The organism is Amycolatopsis sp. NPDC003676 (genome assembly GCF_053587275.1).
This window is the reverse complement of sequence record NZ_JBSFNS010000064.1, coordinates 16537-36473: the sequence shown is the minus strand read 5'-3', so window position 1 is coordinate 36473 and position 19937 is coordinate 16537. Positions and strand designations below refer to the sequence as shown.

Here is a 19937-nt window from a genome sequence, read left to right as displayed (position 1 = left end):
GAATCACGGTTCTAACCGCGATTGCCACTCACGACCGCAACTCGTGCTCCAGCGCTTCTAGTTCCGCGCCGCCCGCCATTTGCCGGGTCAGCTCGGCTAGTTCGATGTCTGGCTTTTCGTAGGAGCCGAGTGGCGCGCCGCGTTTGAGGAGCAGGAAACGGTCGGCCACCGGGTACGCGTGGTGCGGGTTGTGCGTGATCAGGACGACGCCCAGGCCCCGGTCGCGGGCCTGGGCGACGTACTTCAGCACCACTCCGGCCTGTTTCACGCCCAAGGCGGCCGTCGGCTCGTCCAGGATCAGCACCTTCGCGCCGAAATGGATGGCCCGGGCGATCGCCACGCACTGCCGTTCGCCGCCGGAGAGCGTGCCGACCGGTTGTTCGACGTCGCGCAGGTCGATGCCCAGGTCGGCGAGGGCTTTCTTCGTCAGCTCCCGGCCTTTGCGCCGGTCCAGCGCGCGGAACGGGCCGAAGCCGACGGTCGGTTCGGAGCCGAGGAAGAAGTTGCGCCACACGCTCATCAGCGGCACCACCGCGAGATCCTGATACACCGTGGCGATTCCGCGATCGAGCGCTTCGCGAGGCGAGGCGAACCGCACCGGGGAGCCTTCGACCAGGAACTCGCCTTCGTCGTGTTGGTGCACCCCGGCGAGGATCTTGATCAAAGTGGACTTTCCAGCGCCGTTGTCGCCCAGCACGCAGGTGACCTCGCCCGCGTTGACCACTGTGGACACTTCGCGCAGCGCGACGACGGTGCCGTAACGCTTGCCGACGTCCTTGACCTCGAGGAGAGCCTTCATCGCCGGACCCTTTCCGCGCGCCGCCGCAATGCGTTGTTGACCAGGACCGCCGCCAGCAGCATGATCCCGAGGAACAGCATGAACCAGTCGTTGTCCCAGCCGGCGAACACGATGCCCTGGCGCGCCATGCCGAAGATCAGCGCGCCGATCGCCGCGCCGACGGCCGAGCCGAAGCCGCCGGTCAGCAGGCAGCCGCCGATCACCGCGGCGATGATGTACTGGAATTCCAGCCCGATGCCCTGATTCGCCTGGACGCTCGCGAAGCGCAGGATGTTGATCGAACCGACGAGCCATCCGGCCAGTGCGGTGCCCATGAAGAGCAGGATTTTGGTGCGCACCACCGGAACGCCGACCGAACGGGCGCTGGCGGCGGAACCGCCGACCGCGAAGATCCAGTTGCCGAACCGGGTCCGCAGCAGCAGCCACGCGGCCACCGCGATCGCGCCGAGCCACCAGACGATGGAGATCTGGAACGGTGTCCCTCCGACGTCCACTGTGGAGGCGAAGACGAACCCGGCGGACGCGTAACCGTCGGTCGAGCGCATGCCCGACACCTGGACGGTACCGGTGACCAGCCGCGTTACGCCGAGGTTCAAGCCTTGCAGAGCAAGGAAAGTGCCGAGGGTGACGATGAAGCTCGGCAGGCCAGTTTTCATCACGAGCCAGCCGTTGAACGCGCCGACCGTCAGCGCGAACACCAGCGAGACGAGCAGCGCTAGCCACACGTTCCAGCCTGCTTGGGTGGCGAGGATCGCGGTGACCAGCGATGTCGACGCGGTCATCACGCCTGCTGACAGGTCGAATTCGCCGCCGACCATCAGCAGCGACACCGCGACCGCCATGATGCCCAGCGTCGCCGCGTCGTCCAGCCAGGTCGCGGCTCCGCTGGCGCTGAAGAACTTGTCGGTGGCGAAGGTGAAGAACAGGAACACCACGACCGCGCCGAGCAGCGCGCCGATTTCCGGGCGCACCACCAGCCGGTCGGTCAGCCGCGGTTTCGCCAGGCGTTCGTCGAGGGTCGTCATCGGGTGCCCCTTTGCACGTACTGGCCGACCTTGTCCACTGTGGATTTGTCGACCAGGTCGGGTCCGGTGAGCACCGGCTTGCCGCCGCCGACGATGTTCGCGTTGTCCCGGTACAGCTTCAAAAACTGCACCGGGAGATAGCCCTGTTCGTACTGTTGCTGGTCGACCGCGAACAGCACGTCGCCCGCCTTGATCGCGGCCACGACGTCGGAGTTGAGGTCGAAGGTGGCGACCTGAGCCTTCGAGTTCACCGACTTGATCGCGCTCACCGCACGGGCGGCGACCTGCGAGTTCAGCGTGAGGACCGCGTCGATCGACGAGTCGGTCTGCACCGCGCCGCGGATGCGGGACTCGGCGTCGGTCGGGTTGGAGATGTCCACCTGCAGGGTTTGGACGGTGCCGGCGAACCCGGTCTTCGCGCCATCGCACCGCTGCGCCTGTCCGACGTTTCCGGCCTCGTGGATCACGCACAACAGCTTGTGTTTGCCGAGGTCCTTGAACTTCCTCCCGGCTTCCTGACCGGCGATCGACTCGTTCTGCCCGACGTGCGTGAGCGCGCCGTACGCCGCGCTCTTTTCCTCGCCGGAGTTGATGGTGATCACCGGGATTCCGGCGCGCACCGCGGCCTCGATGGACGGGCGCAGCGCCTCTGGGTTCGCCATCGACACCACGAGTCCGCCGGTCTGCTGCGCGACTGCGTTGTCGATCAGCTTCGCTTGTGCGCCAGGATCGCCGTCCGAGGTGTATTCCACTTGCACGCCAAGGTCTTTGCCTGCTTGCTCGGCACCGTTCTTCACTACGTTCCAGAACGCGTCGCCCGCGGTGCCGTGCGTGATGACCGAAACCTTCAGCGGCCCGGACGGTGTCGGGGCCGCGGCGGGCGCGGTGGTCTTCGGCTCGGCGGCCGGACCGGTGCAGGCCGTCAGCAGCAAGCCCGCGGCCAGCAGGCTTGCCATCGCGCGGCCCGCGCGCTTCCAGCGATGGGACATCGTTGTCTCTCCTCGCTTGGTTTTCACGGTCAGCCGGTGATTTTCCGCAGGTACGAGAGGCTGGTCGCGACGTCCTGGCCGGGACGGTCCACTGGGCTGTCGTCGCTCAGCGCGGTGTCCTGCTCCAGCACGTACCAGCCGTCGTAGCCCGCTTCGGTGACGGAGCGGACCATGGCTTCGATGTCCACGTCGCCTTCGCCGAGCGGCACGTAGAGACCTTTGCCGACGGCTTCGGTGTACGGGAGCTTCCCGGTGCGGACGGCGTCGGCCAGTTCGCCGCGGACGTCCTTGAGATGCAGATGACCGACCCGCCCGGGGTGCCGCTGGGCGAGCGCGACCGGGTCGGTGCCGCCGATCAGGAGGTGGCCGGTGTCGAGGCAGAGCTGGAGATCGGAGTCGGCGAGGAAGCGTTCGACCTCGGCCTCGGTCTCCACGTGCGTGCCGACGTGCGGGTGCAGGACGGTTCGGAGTCCGTGTTTTGCCGCCGTGTCCCGGATCTTGGCCGCTGTGCTGACCAAAGTGGACCATTCGGCGTCCGTGAGAGTGGGCCGTTCGTCGTAACCGTCGAGGCCGGTTGCGGCGGCGAGGACGAGCGTTCCGCCACCACAGGCCGCGAAGAGCGCCGCCGATTCTTCTGCTTCGGCGATGGCCGAGTCCGGATTTTCGTGCAGTGGAACGGCGAGGAACCCGCCGACGAGTTCGAGCCGATGACTTCCCAGGAGCGTCTTCAGCTCGGCCGGTTCGCGGGGAAGGTAGCCCGGCGGACCCAATTCCGTTGCGGTGACGCCCAGTTCGGTCATTTCGCTGAGCACTTGCGGGGCGTCCAGCACTCGGCCCCAGCCGGGCACCTCGCAGACTCCCCACGAGATCGGGGCGGCGGCGACGCGGATCTTCGCGGTCATGGATCCCTCTCCGGTCGGGGGACACGCCTTGATTAGAGCGCTCTAAGCTTGTAGCGTCCGACCCGTCGCGTCAAGCGCTTCTCCGGGGAGGTTTTCAGATGGGGAAGCCCACCATGGAGGATGTCGCCGCACGCGCCGGGGTTTCCCGGGCGCTGGTTTCGCTCGTGATGCGCAACGCGCCGAACGTCTCGGCGCAACGGCGCGCGGCGGTGCTGAAAGCGGCTGAGGAACTGGGTTATTCGCCGCATGTGATGGCACGGTCGCTCGCGAGCCGGACGTCGACGGTGCTCGGCGTGATGGTGAACGACCTGCGCAACGCGTTCTTCGCCGATGTCGTGGAGGGCCTGGACGCGGCGGCCCAAGCGGCCGGTTTCGACTTGATCCTCAACACTGGCGGCCGAATCCCTTCGCGGGAAGGCGCGGCGCTGCGGAGTCTTCTGTCCTTCCGGCCCGCCGGCGTGGTGCTGCTGTCGCCAGTGGTTCCTGCCGCCGCGATCGAAGCTGCCGCGCGACAGTGTCCAGTAGTGTTGGTGTCACGAACTTCTCGATTGTCCACTGTGGATACCGTGAACGACGACGGCGAGGCTGGTGCGACGTTGGCCGTCGAACATCTGGTTCAGCTGGGACATCGCCGGATCGCACACCTCGACGGCGGGGGAGCGGCCGGTGCCGCGGCTCGGCGTCGAGGTTTCCGGCAGGCAATGCAGGCGCACGGTCTGGAACCGATCGTGGTGCGCAGCGAACACACCGACACCGCAGGCGAAAAGGCGGTGCAGGAGTTGCTGTCTTCGTATTCTCCGGCACCGACCGCGCTGCTGGCAGGCAACGACTTCAACGCCGTTGGCGCGATCTCAGCGCTCGAAGAACACGGTTTGCGGGTGCCGGAGGACGTTTCGGTCGTCGGCTACGACAACACGTCGCTGGCTTCGCTGCGGCACATCTCACTGACCACAGTGGACCAGCCGCGCGCGGAAATGGCACGGCTGGCCTTTGACGCGTTGTTGGAACGGGTACGGGGTGAACGCACTGAACCGGTGCGGCATCTGCTTCATCCGTCCCTGGTCGTTCGGGAGACCACGGGGCCGAACTCAGGGGAGGCACAGCGATGAGGTTGGGACTGGCCGGGGCCGGGCGGATCGGCGCCGCGCACGCGGAAACGCTGGCGGGCTTCGACGAGGTCACGTCGGTGGTCGTCGCGGACGTGGATCCTGCGCGCGCGCAGTCCGTCGCCGCTCAGCTCGGGACCGAGGCGGCCGAAGGAATCGACGCACTGTTCCGGGCTGACCTCGACGGCTTGGTCATCGCGGCAGCCACGGACGCGCATCCGGAGCTGATCATCCAGGCGGTCGACGCGCGGGTGCCGGTGTTCTGCGAAAAGCCGGTCGCCGCGGACATTCCCGGCACGCTCGCGGTGATCGACCGGATCGCGGACTCGGATGTCCCGGTGCAGATCGGCTTCCAGCGCCGGTTCGACGCGGGCTACCAGGCCGCGCGGGTCGCGGTGGAGAGCGGGGAACTGGGCTGGCTGCACAGCGTCCGGGCGACCACTTTGGACCCAGCGCCGCCGCCTGCCGCCTATATCGCGCATTCCGGCGGCCTGTTCCGGGACTGCGGGGTGCACGACTTCGACATCCTCCGCTGGGTGACCGGGCGGGAGGTCGAGGAGGTATTCGCGTTGGGGCACAATAAAGGCGAGCAGTTCTTCGCCGACGCTGGAGACGTCGACACAGCGGCGGTCGCGATGACCCTCGACGACGGAACCCTCGCGACGGTCTCCCTGACGCGCTACAACGGCGCGGGCTACGACGTGCGCTTCGAGGCCCTCGGCTCCTTGGGGAATGTCGTGGTGGGCTTGGACGACCAAGCTCCGCTGCGGTCGGTGGAGCCTGGCGTCGAGCCGTTGCCGGGACCGGCGTATCCCGGGTTCATGGAACGCTTCCGTCCGGCGTATGCCGCCGAGTTGCGGACCTTCCTGGACGTGGCCGCTGGTCGGATGCCGTCGCCTGCGGGGGCGGGGGATGCGTTGGAGGCGTTCTACATCGCGGAGGCGTGCGAGGTCTCGCGACGGGAGAACCGCCCGGTGAAGGTGGCGGAGGTGCGGCGCTAGGTCATGGTTTCGGGAAGTAGGTGACGACCTCGGCGAGGGTGTTGAGTTCTTCGGCATCGAAGCGACCGGTGGCGGTGTCTGCCTCGCCGATGACGATCGTCCGCCCGAGATGCCTGGGGTGGTAGTGGAGGCCGGTGAAGCGGAATCCGGCCAGTTCGAGCGGCGCGCCGCCGAGCGGAGTCACGTCGCCGTTGCCTTGCACCTGCTCGACCCGCTCGAAGGCGGCGGCGTCTTTCTTGGTCCGGAATCCGACCCAGGCCACGGAAAGCACCGCGGCGTTGCCGTGCCCGTCGCCGACCGCGTACAACCGCATGACGAGAGAGGCGCACGGGGTGCGGGTGAAGAATTCCCGCACCTTGCCCGTGGAATTGAGCAGGCACTTCAGGTCGCGTTTCACCGTCCGCTTCAGCTCTTTGAGCTTGAACCTGCTGAACGTTTCGGCGGATTTCCCTCGTTGGGCGGACTTCCGGCCTTCCGTTTTCCTGACCGAGGGAGAACGGCCGGGCAGCGAATCGGCGACGTCCCCCGCGAGGTTGCCAGGCAGCGCCTCCGCGGCTATCCCCGCGCCTCCCTCGACCGCGGCACCGCCGCCGATCGCGCTGACCCCACCTGCTCCGATGGCGACGGCGACTCCAGCTGCGACGACGATTCCGCCGCCGCCGCGTTTCCCTCGCCCGTCGCCGTCGGGAATGCGGCGCCTGCGTCCGAACTTATCCGTATACCAGTCATCAGCCATGCCAGCGATCCCCTCCGTGCCCCTCGATCGGCTGTGCGTGGAGAAAATCCAACTCCGATGAAGGCGCGGAATGAAACGGAATCTGGCAAGTTCACCTAAATGTCGGAATCCGCTGATTAACTCAAGCTCGCGGACGAAGCAGCTTCTCCGCCAACGTATCCACCAAATCCCCCGGCACCGCGGCCCCCGTCAGTGCACAGTAGACGATCGGCCCCAGCAGAGCGTCCATTGTGGCCTCCGGATCCAGTACCGGAGAAATCTCGCCTGCCTCGGTGGCCGCCGTCAGCATCTCGCGTTCGGCGATCTGCCGCGGTTCCAGATAACGCTCATGGAACCGCGCGGCGGTCCCGACATCGTGCTGTGCCTCGGCCAGCAGGGTGAGATGACATTTCCCAGCCGGGTCCTCGGTGAGGAAATCCGCGAAATTCCGCAGGTACGCACGGATGCTCTCCGCCGTAGGGAGTTCCGTCGGCACGGGCAGGCGTTTGGCGCTGTCCTCGATCAGCGTGTCCAGCAGGATTTCGACCTTGGACGGCCACCAGCGGTAGATCGTCTGTTTCGCGACCCCGGCGCGGCGCGCGATCGCTTCGACAGTCAGCGCGCCGAAGCCGTGTTCGACCAAGAGATCGTCGGCGGCGTGGAGCACGGCCAGGCGCGCGGCCTCGTCCCGCCGGTTGCCGGAGCGTGCCCTGCGGGGCTGGGAATTCACTGCGGGCATACCGGGCACCTTACCGTGCTACTGTCTAGACGTGACGTCTCGTCTAGACAAGGGAGGGGCCATGGCGATACGCCGGGCATTGGTGGTCGGAGCTTCGCGGGGGCTGGGATTGGTGCTGGTCACCGAGCTGGACCGGCGCGGGTGGGAGGTCATCGCGACCACTCGCGACGGTGCGGTGCCGTACGAAGGGATGCGGACCGAACAGCTCGAGATGACTGACGAAGCACAGATCGCGGCGCTAAGAGACAGAGTGGACGGTCCGCTCGATCTGCTTTTCGTGAACGCGGCGATCAACCAAGGCAATCTGCCGATCAGCGAAGTGCCGACGACGATGTTCACCGAAGTCATGATCACCAACGCGTTGAGCCCGCTGCGCGTCCTCGAAGGACTGCGCGATCTCGTCGCGCCGGGTGGCACGGTCGCGGTGATGTCGTCCGAGCAGGGCAGCATCTCGATGAACGTCGAACCCGGATACGAGCTGTACAAGGCGAGCAAGGCCGCGCTCAACCAGTTCATGCGCAGCTACGCCACCCGCCACGAGGGCGACGGGCACACCAAACTGCTCATCGACCCCGGCCACAACCGGACGCGGCTCGGCGGGCCGGACGCGCCGTTGCTGCCCGAGGAAAGCGTTCCGGCGGTCGTCGACGTGCTGGAAGCGCAGGCAGGCGAGCCGGGGCTGCAGTTCCTCGACCGGTTCGGCAAGCCGGTTCCCTGGTAACGACTGGGCCGATCGGGTAGCGCACGGCGGCTTCGCGTGCCAAGCTGCGGGGCGTGCCTGGATCCGGAGAATCCGAGATCGTGCTGATCCCGCTCGACGAGCCGGGGCTCGAGCGGCTTCTGGAAGCCGCGGTGGCCGACGCCGAACCGACCGAGGTCATGCCGCCGGTGGAAGGTCCCGCCGGCTGGACCGAAGCCCGCCGCGAAGCGTTTCTCGCGTTTCACCGCCGACGATCCCTCAACCCGGACACCGCGATCGAGACGACGTGGGTCGTGGAGGTCGACGGCCGGGTCTGCGGGGCGGCCCGGCTGCGACCGGTGTCCGGGCGGTCCGCGCTGGAGGTCGAGGCCGGGGTCTGGCTCGGCCGTTCGGCGCGCGGACGCGGAATCGGCCGCAAGGTGACCGCGGTGCTGCTGGACGCGGCCCGCGACGGCGGCGCGGCGAAGTTCGTCGCGACGACCACTGTGGACAATGCCGCGGCCCGGCGGCTGCTCAGCGGAACCGGCGCGGAGCTGGACGTCCGCGGCACCGAGATCGACGCGCACCTCGACTTCTGACCGCCCGCCCCGCAAGCGCCCCAATGTGGCATTGGGTGCGTTAGACGCACCGAACGCCGCATTGGGTGCGGGGGATGCACCCAATGCGGCATTGAGGGGCGAGCGGAGCGGGTCAGTCGATTTCCAGCTCCGGCGAGTACATGTCGAACCAGTGGTGCAGGTCCAGCGCCCGGTCCATGCCGACGCGCTGCGCCTGGCTGATCGCCGACGGGTCAGTCTCCGCCGACTGCTGCAGCCATTCCCGGCCGACCATCTGGAACACCGGGTTGTCCTTCTGCGCCAAGGCTTCCTTGATCTGCTGCTGCAGCGCGATCGCGTACCCCGGGTCCTGAGTGGACGGATACGGGCTCTTCACCCGGTCCCGCACCGACGCGGGCAGCACGTGCTTCGTCGCGTGCCGCAGCAGGCTCTTTTCCCGGCCGTCGTAGGTCTTCAGCGACCACGGCGTGTTGTAGACGTACTCCACGAGCCGGTGGTCGCAGAACGGCACGCGCACTTCCAGGCCCACCGCCATCGACATCCGGTCCTTGCGGTCGAGCAGCTGCCGCACGAAACGGGTGAGGTGCAGGTGGCAGATGACCCGCATCCGGGACTCCTGCTCGGATTCGCCGTCCAGAAGGTCCACTTCGGACACCGCGGTCCGGTACTGGTCGGCGATGTAGGAATCGAGATCCAGCTTCGCGGCGAGACCCGGTTCGAGCAGCGAACCCCGCTCGTCCATCAGGCTGTTGCGGAACGCCAGCCACGGGAAGGTGTCGGCCTTGACCGCGGCCTCGTCGTGGAACCAGCGGTACCCGCCGAACACCTCGTCGGCCGATTCGCCGGACAGCGCGACCGTCGATTCGCCGCGGATCGCCTTGAACAGCAAGTACAACGACGTGTCCATGTCGCCGAGCCCGGACGGGATGTCGCGGGCGCGCAGCACCTTGCGGCGCACCTCGGGGTCGCTCAGGTCGGCCGGGTTCAGCATCACGTCCTGGTGCGCGGAACCGACGAGCTTGGCGACGTCGCGGATGTAGGGCGAGTCGGGGGTGTCGCGCATCTCGTCGGGCTGGAAGTTCTCCTCCTGCCCGAAAAAGTCGACCGAGAACGTGCGCAGCTGTTCGCCCTGCTCGGCCAGCCGGGCGGCGGCGAGGCCGGTGACCGCGCTCGAGTCGAGACCGCCGGACAGCAGCACGCAGCGCGGGACGTCGGCGACCAGCTGCCGGTGGACGATGTCGGTCATCAGCTCGCGCACGCGCGCGACCGTGGTCTCCTGGTCGTCCGTGTGCTGCTTCGCGTCGAGCTTCCAGTAGGTGCGGGTGTTGATGCCCTCGCGGGTCACGGTCACGACGGTGGCCGGGTCGACCTCGTACATGCCCTTCCACAGCGACCAGCCGGGCCGCTTCGTGAAGCCCATCAGCTCGCGCAGGCCGTCGGCATCGACCACCTTGCGCGCCAACGGGTTCGCCAGGATCGCCTTCGGCTCGGAGCCGAACAGGACGCCGTCGCGGGTGGGGTAGTAGTAGAACGGCTTGATGCCCATCCGGTCGCGGATCATCACGAGCTTCTGGTCGCGCTCGTCCCAGATCGCGAACGCGTACATGCCGTTGAGGTGGTCCACGACCTCCGTGCCCCACTGCAGGTACCCGTGCAGCACGACCTCGGTGTCGCTGTCGGTCTCCCAGCGGTGGCCCAGTTTGGTGAGTTCTTCACGAAGTTCGGAGAAGTTGTACGCCTCGCCGCTGTAGACCATCGCGACCTCGCCGTTCGGCGTCTTCACGCTCATCGGCTGCCGGCCGCCCGGCAGGTCGATGATCGCGAGCCGGCGATGACCGAGCGCGACCGAACGGCGGACCCAGGTTCCGCGGTCGTCGGGTCCTCGGCAGGCCATGGTCTCGGTCATCGCGTCCGCGATCTCCTGCTGCTGCGTGAGATCGGTGTCGTAGGAAACCCAGCCCGCGATTCCGCACATACGAGCCCTCCCTGAACCTAGTTAGTTAGTTGATACAACTATTGGTTACTCAGGTGTAACACGGACCCCCGAACCTTGTCTGCCCGAATTGCACTCTCTGTCCTTGATCCGCTACCAGCTGTGCCGCAAGTCACCCACCAACTACGGACAGTCACGTGGTCCCGCTAACCCGGATGGCGCTTGACGTAGTGGCGCGGGTCACCGGCCGTCAAGATCGCGTAAACGCCCCCAGGTCACCGCGTCAAGGAGGCGTCAGACGAGGGTGCTCACCCTCCGCGACGACCGCACAGTGGCACTCGACCGACGGTCGCCCGTGCCGGGTGACCCTTCCTGAGAGGTGCCTCGTGGCGGATTTGCTGTACGCCCTATTGCTCATCGGCGTTTTCGTGGTGCTCGCCGGTGTCCTGCGCGGGCTGGAGAAGCTGTGAGCGGCGCGGGCACCGTGGCCAACATCGTCGGCGGACTGCTGGCGCTCGGCCTTCTCGGCTACCTGTTCGTCGCCCTCGTGAGGCCGGAGAAATTCTGAGATGAGTGACGTCGCGGCCGGCTTCCTGCAAGCCGGCGTGCTCCTGGTCGCCCTCGCGGTGGTCTACAAACCCCTCGGCGACTACCTCGCCCGCGTCTTCTCCACCGAGAAGCACCTGCGGGTCGAGAAAGCCCTGTACAAGATCGTCCGGGTCGACCCGAACACCGAGCAGCACTGGAAGACCTACGCCTCGGGCGTGCTCGGCTTCTCGTTCGTCTCGGTGATCCTGCTGTACCTGTTGCAGCGCCTGCAATCGATCCTGCCGTGGAACTTCGGCCGCGGCCCGGTGTCGCCCGCGGTCGCGTTCAACACCGCGGTTTCCTTCGTGACCAACACGAACTGGCAGTCCTACACGCCCGAGACGACCATGGGCCACTTCGTCCAGATGGCCGGGCTCACCGTGCAGAACTTCCTGTCCGCCGGTGTCGGCCTGGCCGTGGCCATCGCGGTGACGCGCGGGTTCATCCGCTCGCGCACCGACCGGCTCGGCAACTTCTGGGTGGACCTCACGCGCGGCACGATCCGCGTGCTGCTGCCGATGGCGTTCGTGTTCGCGCTCGTCCTCGTCGCGCTCGGCGTGGTGCAGAGCCTGCGTTCCGGCGTCGCCGTGACGAATCCGGACGGCAGCACCAGCACGATCGCACTGGCGCCGACGGCGAGCCAGGAAGTGATCAAGGAACTCGGCACGAACGGCGGCGGCATCTTCAACGCCAACTCCGCGCATCCGTTCGAGAACCCGAACGTCTGGACCAACGTCATCGAGATGTTCCTGATCCTCGTGATCCCGGTCTGCCTCACCCGCGCCTTCGGGCAACTGGTCGGCAACCGCAAGCAGGGCTACGTCCTGCTGTCGGTGATGGCCGGTCTGTGGGCGGCGATGCTCGCGGTGATCTGGACGTCCGAGGCGCGCACGAACAGCCCGTCGGCGCTGGCCGCGGGGGCGAATCTCGAGGGCAAGGAACAGCGGTTCGGGATCGGCGGCACGTCGTTGTTCGCCGACACCACCACCGGCACGTCGACCGGTGCGGTCAACGGCGCGCACGACAGCCTGTCCGGCCTCGGCGGCGGGGGCACGATGCTGAACATGCTCTTCGGCGAGGTTTCGCCGGGCGGCGTCGGCACCGGGCTGTACGGGATTCTCGTGATGGCCGTGATCGCGATGTTCCTGGCCGGGCTGATGGTCGGGCGCACGCCGGAGTACCTGGGCAAGAAGCTCGGCAAGCGCGAGGTCACCTGCGCGGCGATCTCGATGCTGGCGATGCCCGTCGTGGTGCTGCTCGGCTCCGGCATCGCCTTGATGATCCCGAGCACGCGAGACGCGCTCAGCAACTCTGGCCCGCACGGGCTGTCCGAAGTCCTTTACGGCTACACGTCCGCGGGCAACAACAACGGCAGCGCGTTCGGCGGGCTCACCGCGACCAGCGACTGGTTCCAGGCGTCGCTGTCGGTGGCCATGCTGATCGGCCGGTTCGTGCCGATCGTCGCGGTGCTCTGCCTGGCGGGTTCGCTTGCCTCGCAGAAGAAAGTTCCCGAAACCTCGGGCACGCTGCCCACCACCGGGCCGCTGTTCGGGACGTTGCTGACCGGCACCGTCGTCCTCGTCGCGGCCCTCACGTTCATCCCGGCGCTCGCGCTGGGGCCGATTGCAGAGGCATTGGCATGACCATCACCCAGGAGCGGACTCCCGAAGAGGAGACGCAGCACCACGTAGAAAACGCCGGACGCGTCGGGGCAGGCGTCTTCAGCCCGAAGCAGCTGTGGTCGTCCATGCCGGACGCATTGCGCAAGCTGAACCCGAAGCATCAGCTCAAAAACCCGGTGATGTTCGTGGTGTGGGCCGGTTCGGTCCTGACCACCGTTTTCGCGATCACCGACCCGAGCGTGTTCTCCATCCTCATCGCGGTGTGGCTGTGGTTCACCGTCGTGTTCGCGAACCTGGCCGAAGCTGTTGCCGAGGGGCGCGGCAAGGCGCAGGCAGAGTCGTTGCGGCGGACTAAGAAGGAGACTGTCGCGCGGCGGCTCACCGAGGACGGCTCCGAGGAGCAGGTGCCGGGCGTGGATCTGCGCGTCGGCGACCGCGTGGTGGTCGAGGCCGGGCAGGTGATCCCCGGTGACGGCGACGTCGTCGAAGGCATTGCCACGGTGGACGAATCGGCCATCACCGGCGAGTCGGCCCCGGTGATCCGCGAGTCCGGCGGCGACCGGTCGGCGGTCACCGGCGGCACCACGGTGCTGAGCGACCGGATCGTCGTGCGGATCAGCACCAAGCCCGGCGAGTCCTTTGTGGACCGGATGATCGCGTTGGTGGAGGGCGCTTCCCGGCAGAAAACGCCGAACGAGATCGCGCTGACCATCCTGCTGTCGACGCTGACCATCATCTTCCTGCTCGCCGTCGTGGCGCTGCAGCCGATGGCGGCCTACTCCGGCAGCGAGCAGTCGGTGATCGTGCTGACCGCGTTGCTGGTCTGCCTGATCCCGACCACGATCGGCGCGCTGCTGAGCGCGATCGGCATCGCCGGGATGGACCGGTTGGTGCAGCGCAACGTCCTCGCGACTTCCGGCCGCGCGGTCGAAGCCGCCGGAGACGTCTCAACGCTGCTGCTGGATAAGACCGGCACGATCACCTTCGGCAACCGGCGCGCGACTGAACTGATCCCGGTCGGCAAGTCCACTGTGGACGACCTGGCGCGTGCGGCCCGGCTGTCCAGCCTCGCCGACGGAACACCGGAAGGCCGCAGCATCGTCGAGCTGATCGCCGAGCAGCACGGGCTTCCCGGGGCTGCGGACGACAGCGAGAAGCTCGCCGAGTTCGTGCCGTTCACCGCGCAGACCCGGATGAGCGGCGTCGACCTCGACGGCCGCGAAGTCCGCAAGGGCGCGACTTCGGCGGTGCGCCAGTGGGTCCGCGAACGCGGCGGCGACGTCCCGGACGAGACCGAACGCGTCGTGGACGAGATCAGCCAGCAGGGCGGAACCCCGCTGGTGGTCGCGGAAGCCGCGGGCGGTACGGCGTTCGTCCGCGGCGTGATCCGGCTGTCGGACGTGGTGAAGCCGGGCATGAAGGAGCGCTTCGAGGAACTGCGCTCGATGGGCATCAAGACGGTGATGATCACCGGCGACAACCCGCTCACCGCGCGCGCGATCGCGCAGGACGCGGGCGTCGACGACTATCTCGCCGAGGCCAAGCCCGAGGACAAGATGGCGCTCATCAAGAAGGAGCAGGAGGGCGGGCGGCTCGTAGCGATGACCGGCGACGGCACGAACGACGCGCCCGCGCTCGCGCAGTCCGACGTCGGCGTGGCGATGAACACCGGGACCATGGCGGCCAAGGAGGCCGGCAACATGGTCGACCTCGACTCGAACCCGACCAAGCTGATCGAGATCGTCGGGATCGGCAAGCAGCTGCTGATCACCCGGGGCGCGCTCACCACGTTCAGCGTGGCGAACGACCTGGCCAAGTACTTCGCCATCCTGCCCGCGATGTTCACCGGCATTTTCGCCCAGCTCGGCGCGCTGAACATCATGCACCTGGCGACGCCGAAGTCGGCGATCCTCTCCGCGGTCATCTTCAACGCGCTGATCATCGTCGCGCTGATCCCGCTCGCCCTGCGCGGCGTCCGGTACCGGCCGTCGTCGGCGTCCGCGCTGCTGCGCCGCAACCTGCTCGTCTACGGCCTCGGCGGGATCGTCAGCCCGTTCCTCGGGATCTGGGTGATCGACCTGATCGTGCGCCACATTCCAGGGATTGGCTGACATGAACGTTTTGCTCAAGCAGACCTGGGCGGGCCTGCGCCTGCTCCTCGCGATGACCGTGCTGCTCGGCGTCGTCTACCCGCTGGGCGTGTGGGCGGTGTCCCGCATTCCCGGACTCCAGGGGAACGCCGAGGGCTCGGTGGTGACGCAGAACGGCCAGGCCGTCGGCTCGTCGCTGATCGGGATCGACCCGGTGCCCGCCGACGCCGCGCACGACCCGTGGTTCCACAACCGGCCCTCCGCCAGTTCGAAGGACGTGCTCGGGCCGGGCGACCCGTCGACCTCGGGACCGTCCAACAAGGGGCCGTACAACGAGGATCTGACCAAGGCCATCGCGGAGCGGCGGGCGCTGATCGCCAAGCGCGAGGGCGTCACCCCGGCGGAGGTGCCCGCGGACGCGGTGACCGCCTCGGGCTCGGGCCTCGACCCGGCGATTAGCGTCGCGTACGCCGATCTGCAGGTGCTTCGCGTGGCCCGCAACACCGGGCTGAGCGAGGAGAAGGTGCGGCAGCTGGTCGCGGACAACACGACCGGCAACGGGATCGGCGTGCCGGGCGTGAATGTGCTCCGGCTCAACCTTGCCGTGCATTCGGCCGCTCCTGGCGCACACTGACACAGTGAGCACCTCTGACACACCCCCGAAGCCGCGCCGAGGCGAACTGCGGATCTATCTCGGCGCGGCTCCGGGCGTCGGCAAGACCTTCGCCATGCTCGGCGAAGCGCGCCGCCGCCTCGACCGCGGCACCGATGTGGTCGTCGGCCTGGTCGAGACGCACGGCCGCAAGAAAACCGCCGACCTGCTCGACGGGCTAGAGGTCGTGCCGCGGCGCACGGTCAGCCACCGCGGGCACGAGTTCGCCGAAATGGACCTCGACGCGGTGCTCGCCCGCGCGCCCGAGGTCGTCGTGGTGGACGAGCTGGCGCACACGAACGTGCCCGGGGGACGGCACGAGAAACGCTGGCAGGACATCGACGAGCTGCTCGAAGCGGGCATCGACGTGCTGTCCACGGTCAACGTCCAGCATCTGCAGAGCCTCAACGACGTCGTCGAGCGCATCACCGGCGTCACCCAGCAGGAAACCGTGCCGGACGAGGTCGTGCGCCGCGCGGAGCAGCTGGAGCTGGTGGACATCACGCCGGAGGCGCTGCGGCGGCGGCTCGCGCACGGCAACGTCTACCCGGCCGAGCGCATCGACGCCGCGCTGGGCAACTACTTCCGGCCCGGCAACCTCACCGCATTGCGCGAGCTGGCGCTGCTGTGGGTGGCCGACCAGGTCGATGTCGCTCTGCAGCGGTACCGCGCCGAGCAGAAGATCACCGACACGTGGGAGACCCGCGAACGGGTGGTCGTGTCGATCACCGGCGGTCCGGAAAGCGAGACGCTGATCCGGCGTGCCAGCCGGATCGCCAACCGGGCGGGCGCGGAGCTGCAGGTCGTGCACATCCTGCGCGGCGACGGTCTCGCCGGGCTCGGGCCGACCGCGATGGCTCGCTGCCGCACGCTGGCCGAGGAGGTCGGCGCGACCTTCCACGCGGTGGTCGGCGACGACGTGCCGACCGCGTTGCTCGACTTCGCGCGCGGGGTCAACGCGACTCAGCTGGTGATCGGCACCTCGCGACGATCTCGGGTCGCGCGGCTTTTCGACGAGGGCATCGGCGCGACGGTGATCCAGCAGTCCGGGCCGATCGACGTGCACATGGTCACGCACTCCTACGCCGGCGGACGGCTGCGTGCGCGGCTCGGCACGAGCCCGCTGGCGCCGTCGCGGCTCGTGATGGGCTGGGTGCTGAGCATCCTGCTGCCGGTCGTCGCGACCGGGCTCGGGGTGCTGCTGCGTGACGCGGTCGAGTTCTCCACGGACGTGATCCTCTTCGTGCTCTCGACGGTCATCGTCGCTTTGGTGGGCGGGCTCGGTCCAGCTTTGGTGGCGTCGATTTTCGGTGCTGGGCTGCTGAATTTCTTCTTCACACCGCCGCTGTACACGCTGGATGTGCACAGTCCGCAGAACGTCGTGACGCTGATCGCGATGATCGTGGTCGCGGTGATGGTGGCTTTGGTCGTCGCTTCCGCGGCCCGGCGGGGTGTCGCGGCGGCTCGGGCGCGGACGGAGGCGTCGCTGCTGGCTTCATATGCGCGGACCGTGCTGACCGATCCGAATCCGATCGAGCGGTTGCTGGAGAAGGTGCGGGAGAACTTCGGCCTCACTTCCGTGACGCTGCTGGAGAAACGCAACGGCAAGTGGGACAAGGTCGCATTGTCCGGCGGCGAACCGTGTGCTGACCCGGATGAGGCCGATGTGGACATCGCGGTGACCGCCGACGTGCACCTGACCCTGCGCGGTCGCGCCTTGCCCGCCGCAGACCGTCGCGTGCTGGAAGCTGTTGCGGGACAAGCTTTGCTCGCCTTGCGGCAGCAACGGATGGCCGCAGCCGCGGCAGCCGCCGAACGTAAAGCCGAAGCGACCGAACTGCGCACGACGCTGCTGTCCGCAGTCGGGCATGACCTGCGGACGCCGCTCACGTCCATCAAGGCGGCGATCGGCAGCCTGCGCGCGCCGGACCTGTCACTGTCCGATGAGGACACTGAGGAATTGATGGAAGCCGTGGAACTTTCCGCGGACCGGCTCGCTGGGCTGATCGACAACCTGCTCGACTCCTCGCGGCTGGCGACCGGGGCCGTCACCCCGCACCTGCGGCCGGTCGGCTACGACGAGGTGGTCGCACACGCATTGTCCAATGTGGACAATACGCAGGGCGTTCAGGTCTTCGTGGACGCACACTTGCCTTCGGTGCAAGCGGATCCCGGCTTGCTGGAACGGGTGATCGCGAACGTGCTGGACAACGCTCTCCGCCACGGCGGCGGTGATGTCTCAGCACGGGCGAGCGCGCATTCGGAATTCGTGGAACTGCGGATCGTCGACCACGGCAAGGGTCTGCGGAAGGGCGCTGCGGAATCCGCTTTCGCGCCCTTCCAACGACTGGGCGGAGACCGCGACTCGACGCCGGGCGTGGGTCTGGGGCTGTCCGTAGCGAAGGGGTTCACCGAGGCGATGGGCGGTACGGTTCGTGCCGAGGACACTCCAGGCGGAGGGTTGACGGTGGTGATCTCGCTGCCGGCCTGTACCGGCCGGGAATTGGTGGAAGCTGAATCGGCTGAGGAGGGCGTGGCGCGATGACTGCCGACCCAACGGCGACGGTACTGGTCGTCGACGACGAACCGCAGATCGTGCGGGCGCTGCGGATCAACCTCAACGCGCGCGGGTACAAGGTGATCACCGCCCACGACGGCACCGCTGCGCTGAAAGCAGTCGCTGAAACGAAACCCGACGTGGTGGTGCTGGACCTCGGCCTGCCTGACCTCGACGGCACCGAGGTGATCGCGGGCCTGCGCGGCTGGACCACGGTGCCGATCATCGTGCTGTCCGCGCGTGGCGATTCGGCGGACAAGGTGCAAGCGCTAGACGCGGGCGCCGACGATTACGTGACCAAACCGTTCGGAATGGACGAACTGCTGGCCCGGCTGCGGGCGGCGGTGCGACGTTCGTCGGTGGCGGGCACGGACGGTGCGGAAGCCGTGGTGGACACCGGATCGTTCACGATCGACCTGGCGGCGAAGAAGGTGCTGCGCGAGGGCCGCGAGGTGCACCTGACCAAGACTGAGTGGGGAGTCTTGGAGCTGCTGGTGCGCAACCGGGGGCGGTTGGTGGCGCAGAAGCAGCTGCTCCACGAGGTGTGGGGGCCGTCGTATGAGACGGAATCCCATTATCTGCGGGTGTATCTGGCGCAGTTGCGGCGGAAGCTGGAGCCGGAGCCTTCCCGGCCGCGGCATCTTTTGACGGAACCCGGCATGGGCTACCGCTTCGAAGCCTGACTTGGCCGAAAAGCCGTGAGGGGAACCCTGAGGGAATCAGATTCCCTCAGGGTTCCCCTCACGTACTTTCAGCGGGTGGTGGAACTCGTCGGGTTGGAGTCCGAAGTGGACGCGCTCGGCGACGAGGACGACGACGGCTGCCCGCCGGTGGAGCTGCTGCCGGGCGGCTTCGTCGGCGACGAGCTGTCGGGCGGCGGGGTCGGGGTCGTGCTGTCCGGCGGGTTGCTCGTTGTGTCCGGCGGCGGCGTGACCGTCTTCGTGGTCGGCGGGTCGCTGCGCGGCGTGCTCGAGGAATTGCCCGGGTTCCCGCCAGGGGGCGGCACCGGCTGCCCGCCGCCAGGCTGCCCGCCGGGCTGCCCGGCGTTCGGCGGAGGAGTGAGCACGCTCGTCGTCGGCTTCCCGTCCGGACCGACGGCCACCACGGTGGTCGGCGTCGGCGGGGCGGTCTGGCCGGGCGTCGGCGAGCCGGGGACGGTCATCGGGCCGCCGGGGACGGCGTTGCCCGGGACGACGACCTGCGAGCTGCCCTGCAGACCGCCCTGGCCGCCGCCGGTGCTGTTCGTCGCGGTGTCGGTGACCGAGCCGGGGCCGGCCAGTTCGGCGACCGCGGCGAAGGCCGTCGCGACCACGAGGCCGCTGACGCCCAGGATCGCGTAGCCGGAGCGGCTGAGCCGCCCGCTCGCGCCCTTCGGCGGAGCGGTGGGGGCAGCGCTCACCGCGATCTCGGGCGACGCTGAGCTTGGTTCAGGCCCGTCGGGACGGGACATGCAGGCTCCTTAGAAGAGTCAACGCTCAAGTCGAGGGGCGGCACGGGGGAGCGGGGCTCCGGCCCCGGATGCCAGGCGGGAGATTATCACTGCTCAGCACCCGTTCGCGCGACCGAGGGACGGGACCGTCACCGTCCGCAGCCGCGGGCGTGCGGCAGGATGGGGCCGGTGAACGAGCAGGAATCGCCCGTCCGGCTGGCCGCTTGGGTGCACGGGCAGGTGCAAGGTGTCGGTTTTCGCTGGTGGACCCGGAGCCGGGCGCTCGAACTCGGGCTGACCGGATTCGCCAGGAATCTCCCGGACGGGCGTGTTGAGGTCGTCGCGGAGGGTAGCCGGGACAACTGTGGGCAACTGCTGGCGGCGCTGCGCTCGCGAACCTCACCCGGACGAGTGGATCAGGTAGTTGAACGCTGGACCGCCGCGAAGGGCGGGCTCGAAGGATTCCTCGAACGCTGAGCCGGGTGGGGCGGCTGCGGCTGATGGGGTGCTTGGGGTTGCCGGGGCGGTCGAAC

At 68.0% G+C, this 19937-nt stretch carries 19 protein-coding genes; 12 read left to right on the top strand and 7 right to left on the bottom strand.

Annotated elements, in window-relative coordinates:
- Window positions 1-28: 28 nt before the first annotated feature.
- From ACWDNU_RS29565 to ACWDNU_RS29550, 4 genes are read right to left on the bottom strand one after another with little or no spacing between them, the layout of a single operon-like run.
- On the bottom strand, window positions 29-799 hold the full coding sequence (locus tag ACWDNU_RS29565) for an ATP-binding cassette domain-containing protein (RefSeq protein ID WP_449671313.1): 771 nt from the start codon (window positions 797-799) through the stop codon (window positions 29-31).
- The gene (locus tag ACWDNU_RS29560; protein ID WP_370939515.1) at window positions 796-1824 is read right to left on the bottom strand and encodes an ABC transporter permease; all 1029 of its coding nucleotides are present in this window, start codon (window positions 1822-1824) and stop codon (window positions 796-798) included. Before ACWDNU_RS29560 ends, ACWDNU_RS29565 begins: the two co-directional genes overlap by 4 nt.
- Window positions 1821-2813 (bottom strand): sugar ABC transporter substrate-binding protein, encoded by a 993-nt coding sequence (locus ACWDNU_RS29555; RefSeq protein ID WP_449671312.1) that lies wholly within the window; start codon window positions 2811-2813, stop codon window positions 1821-1823. The genes ACWDNU_RS29560 and ACWDNU_RS29555 overlap by 4 nt, the downstream gene beginning before the upstream one ends.
- Window positions 2814-2842: 29 nt before the next feature.
- Window positions 2843-3715 carry a sugar phosphate isomerase/epimerase family protein gene (locus ACWDNU_RS29550; RefSeq protein ID WP_449671311.1) on the bottom strand — a complete coding sequence of 291 codons (873 nt, stop codon included), beginning with the start codon at window positions 3713-3715 and terminating at the stop codon, window positions 2843-2845.
- Window positions 3716-3813: 98 nt separating this feature from the next.
- Here ACWDNU_RS29550 and ACWDNU_RS29545 point away from each other — a divergent pair, with 98 nt between their 5' ends.
- Both ACWDNU_RS29545 and ACWDNU_RS29540 read left to right on the top strand, forming a co-directional pair.
- A complete protein-coding gene (locus tag ACWDNU_RS29545) occupies window positions 3814-4824 on the top strand; it encodes a LacI family DNA-binding transcriptional regulator (RefSeq protein WP_449671310.1) in 1011 nt (336 codons plus the stop codon).
- Window positions 4821-5822: a Gfo/Idh/MocA family protein gene (locus tag ACWDNU_RS29540; protein ID WP_449671309.1), complete on the top strand. Its 1002-nt coding sequence runs from the start codon at window positions 4821-4823 to the stop codon at window positions 5820-5822. The genes ACWDNU_RS29545 and ACWDNU_RS29540 overlap by 4 nt, the downstream gene beginning before the upstream one ends.
- A gap of 1 nt (window position 5823) precedes the next feature.
- On the opposite strand, the gene ACWDNU_RS29535 is transcribed toward ACWDNU_RS29540, so the two are convergent.
- Together ACWDNU_RS29535 and ACWDNU_RS29530 are read right to left on the bottom strand one after the other, a co-directional pair.
- Entirely contained in the window at window positions 5824-6558 is a 735-nt protein-coding gene (locus ACWDNU_RS29535; RefSeq protein WP_449671308.1) for a hypothetical protein, read from the bottom strand.
- A gap of 121 nt (window positions 6559-6679) precedes the next feature.
- Complete coding sequence (locus tag ACWDNU_RS29530; RefSeq protein WP_449671307.1) at window positions 6680-7276, bottom strand: TetR/AcrR family transcriptional regulator; 597 nt, start codon at window positions 7274-7276, stop codon at window positions 6680-6682.
- Between the two features lie 61 nt (window positions 7277-7337).
- Between ACWDNU_RS29530 and ACWDNU_RS29525 the strand changes: the two genes are divergently transcribed.
- Together ACWDNU_RS29525 and ACWDNU_RS29520 are read left to right on the top strand one after the other, a co-directional pair.
- Window positions 7338-7997: an SDR family NAD(P)-dependent oxidoreductase gene (locus ACWDNU_RS29525; protein WP_449671306.1), complete on the top strand. Its 660-nt coding sequence runs from the start codon at window positions 7338-7340 to the stop codon at window positions 7995-7997.
- A gap of 53 nt (window positions 7998-8050) precedes the next feature.
- On the top strand, window positions 8051-8554 hold the full coding sequence (locus ACWDNU_RS29520; RefSeq protein WP_449671305.1) for an N-acetyltransferase family protein: 504 nt from the start codon (window positions 8051-8053) through the stop codon (window positions 8552-8554).
- A 112-nt stretch (window positions 8555-8666) separates the two neighbouring features.
- Here the strand turns inward: ACWDNU_RS29520 and asnB are convergent, their stop codons facing one another.
- Window positions 8667-10508: an asparagine synthase (glutamine-hydrolyzing) gene (gene asnB, locus ACWDNU_RS29515; RefSeq protein ID WP_370939507.1), complete on the bottom strand. Its 1842-nt coding sequence runs from the start codon at window positions 10506-10508 to the stop codon at window positions 8667-8669.
- Between the two features lie 424 nt (window positions 10509-10932).
- On the opposite strand from asnB, the gene kdpF reads away from it, so the two are divergent.
- The 8 genes from kdpF (at window position 10933) to ACWDNU_RS29475 (ending at window position 19881) form a co-directional block, all read left to right on the top strand.
- Window positions 10933-11034, top strand: a complete 102-nt coding sequence (gene kdpF, locus ACWDNU_RS29510) for a K(+)-transporting ATPase subunit F (protein WP_037358287.1) — start codon at window positions 10933-10935, stop codon at window positions 11032-11034.
- 1 nt (window position 11035) lies between these two features.
- Window positions 11036-12697 (top strand): potassium-transporting ATPase subunit KdpA, encoded by a 1662-nt coding sequence (kdpA, locus tag ACWDNU_RS29505; protein WP_449671304.1) that lies wholly within the window; start codon window positions 11036-11038, stop codon window positions 12695-12697.
- Window positions 12694-14787: a potassium-transporting ATPase subunit KdpB gene (gene kdpB / locus ACWDNU_RS29500; RefSeq protein ID WP_449671303.1), complete on the top strand. Its 2094-nt coding sequence runs from the start codon at window positions 12694-12696 to the stop codon at window positions 14785-14787. The genes kdpA and kdpB overlap by 4 nt, the downstream gene beginning before the upstream one ends.
- A gap of 1 nt (window position 14788) precedes the next feature.
- Window positions 14789-15400, top strand: a complete 612-nt coding sequence (locus ACWDNU_RS29495; protein WP_449671302.1) for a potassium-transporting ATPase subunit C — start codon at window positions 14789-14791, stop codon at window positions 15398-15400.
- Window positions 15401-15404: 4 nt separating this feature from the next.
- Window positions 15405-17963 carry a DUF4118 domain-containing protein gene (locus ACWDNU_RS29490; protein ID WP_449671301.1) on the top strand — a complete coding sequence of 853 codons (2559 nt, stop codon included), beginning with the start codon at window positions 15405-15407 and terminating at the stop codon, window positions 17961-17963.
- Window positions 17960-18658, top strand: coding sequence for a response regulator (locus ACWDNU_RS29485; RefSeq protein ID WP_370939502.1), 699 nt, complete (start codon window positions 17960-17962; stop codon window positions 18656-18658). The genes ACWDNU_RS29490 and ACWDNU_RS29485 overlap by 4 nt, the downstream gene beginning before the upstream one ends.
- Before the next feature lie 75 nt (window positions 18659-18733).
- Complete coding sequence (locus ACWDNU_RS29480; RefSeq protein ID WP_449671300.1) at window positions 18734-19315, top strand: hypothetical protein; 582 nt, start codon at window positions 18734-18736, stop codon at window positions 19313-19315.
- 269 nt (window positions 19316-19584) lie between these two features.
- Window positions 19585-19881 carry an acylphosphatase gene (locus ACWDNU_RS29475; RefSeq protein ID WP_370939500.1) on the top strand — a complete coding sequence of 99 codons (297 nt, stop codon included), beginning with the start codon at window positions 19585-19587 and terminating at the stop codon, window positions 19879-19881.
- Window positions 19882-19937: the final 56 nt, after the last annotated feature.

Coding starts and splice junctions, on each gene's coding strand:
- ACWDNU_RS29565 (WP_449671313.1), bottom strand. CDS start 799: ATGAAGGCTCTCCTCGAGGTCAAGGACGTCGGCAAGCGTTACGGCACC.
- ACWDNU_RS29560 (WP_370939515.1), bottom strand. CDS start 1,824: ATGACGACCCTCGACGAACGCCTGGCGAAACCGCGGCTGACCGACCGG.
- ACWDNU_RS29555 (WP_449671312.1), bottom strand. CDS start 2,813: ATGTCCCATCGCTGGAAGCGCGCGGGCCGCGCGATGGCAAGCCTGCTG.
- ACWDNU_RS29550 (WP_449671311.1), bottom strand. CDS start 3,715: ATGACCGCGAAGATCCGCGTCGCCGCCGCCCCGATCTCGTGGGGAGTC.
- ACWDNU_RS29545 (WP_449671310.1), top strand. CDS start 3,814: ATGGGGAAGCCCACCATGGAGGATGTCGCCGCACGCGCCGGGGTTTCC.
- ACWDNU_RS29540 (WP_449671309.1), top strand. CDS start 4,821: ATGAGGTTGGGACTGGCCGGGGCCGGGCGGATCGGCGCCGCGCACGCG.
- ACWDNU_RS29535 (WP_449671308.1), bottom strand. CDS start 6,558: ATGGCTGATGACTGGTATACGGATAAGTTCGGACGCAGGCGCCGCATT.
- ACWDNU_RS29530 (WP_449671307.1), bottom strand. CDS start 7,276: ATGCCCGCAGTGAATTCCCAGCCCCGCAGGGCACGCTCCGGCAACCGG.
- ACWDNU_RS29525 (WP_449671306.1), top strand. CDS start 7,338: ATGGCGATACGCCGGGCATTGGTGGTCGGAGCTTCGCGGGGGCTGGGA.
- asnB (WP_370939507.1), bottom strand. CDS start 10,508: ATGTGCGGAATCGCGGGCTGGGTTTCCTACGACACCGATCTCACGCAG.
- kdpA (WP_449671304.1), top strand. CDS start 11,036: ATGAGTGACGTCGCGGCCGGCTTCCTGCAAGCCGGCGTGCTCCTGGTC.
- kdpB (WP_449671303.1), top strand. CDS start 12,694: ATGACCATCACCCAGGAGCGGACTCCCGAAGAGGAGACGCAGCACCAC.
- ACWDNU_RS29495 (WP_449671302.1), top strand. CDS start 14,789: ATGAACGTTTTGCTCAAGCAGACCTGGGCGGGCCTGCGCCTGCTCCTC.
- ACWDNU_RS29485 (WP_370939502.1), top strand. CDS start 17,960: ATGACTGCCGACCCAACGGCGACGGTACTGGTCGTCGACGACGAACCG.
- ACWDNU_RS29475 (WP_370939500.1), top strand. CDS start 19,585: ATGGGGCCGGTGAACGAGCAGGAATCGCCCGTCCGGCTGGCCGCTTGG.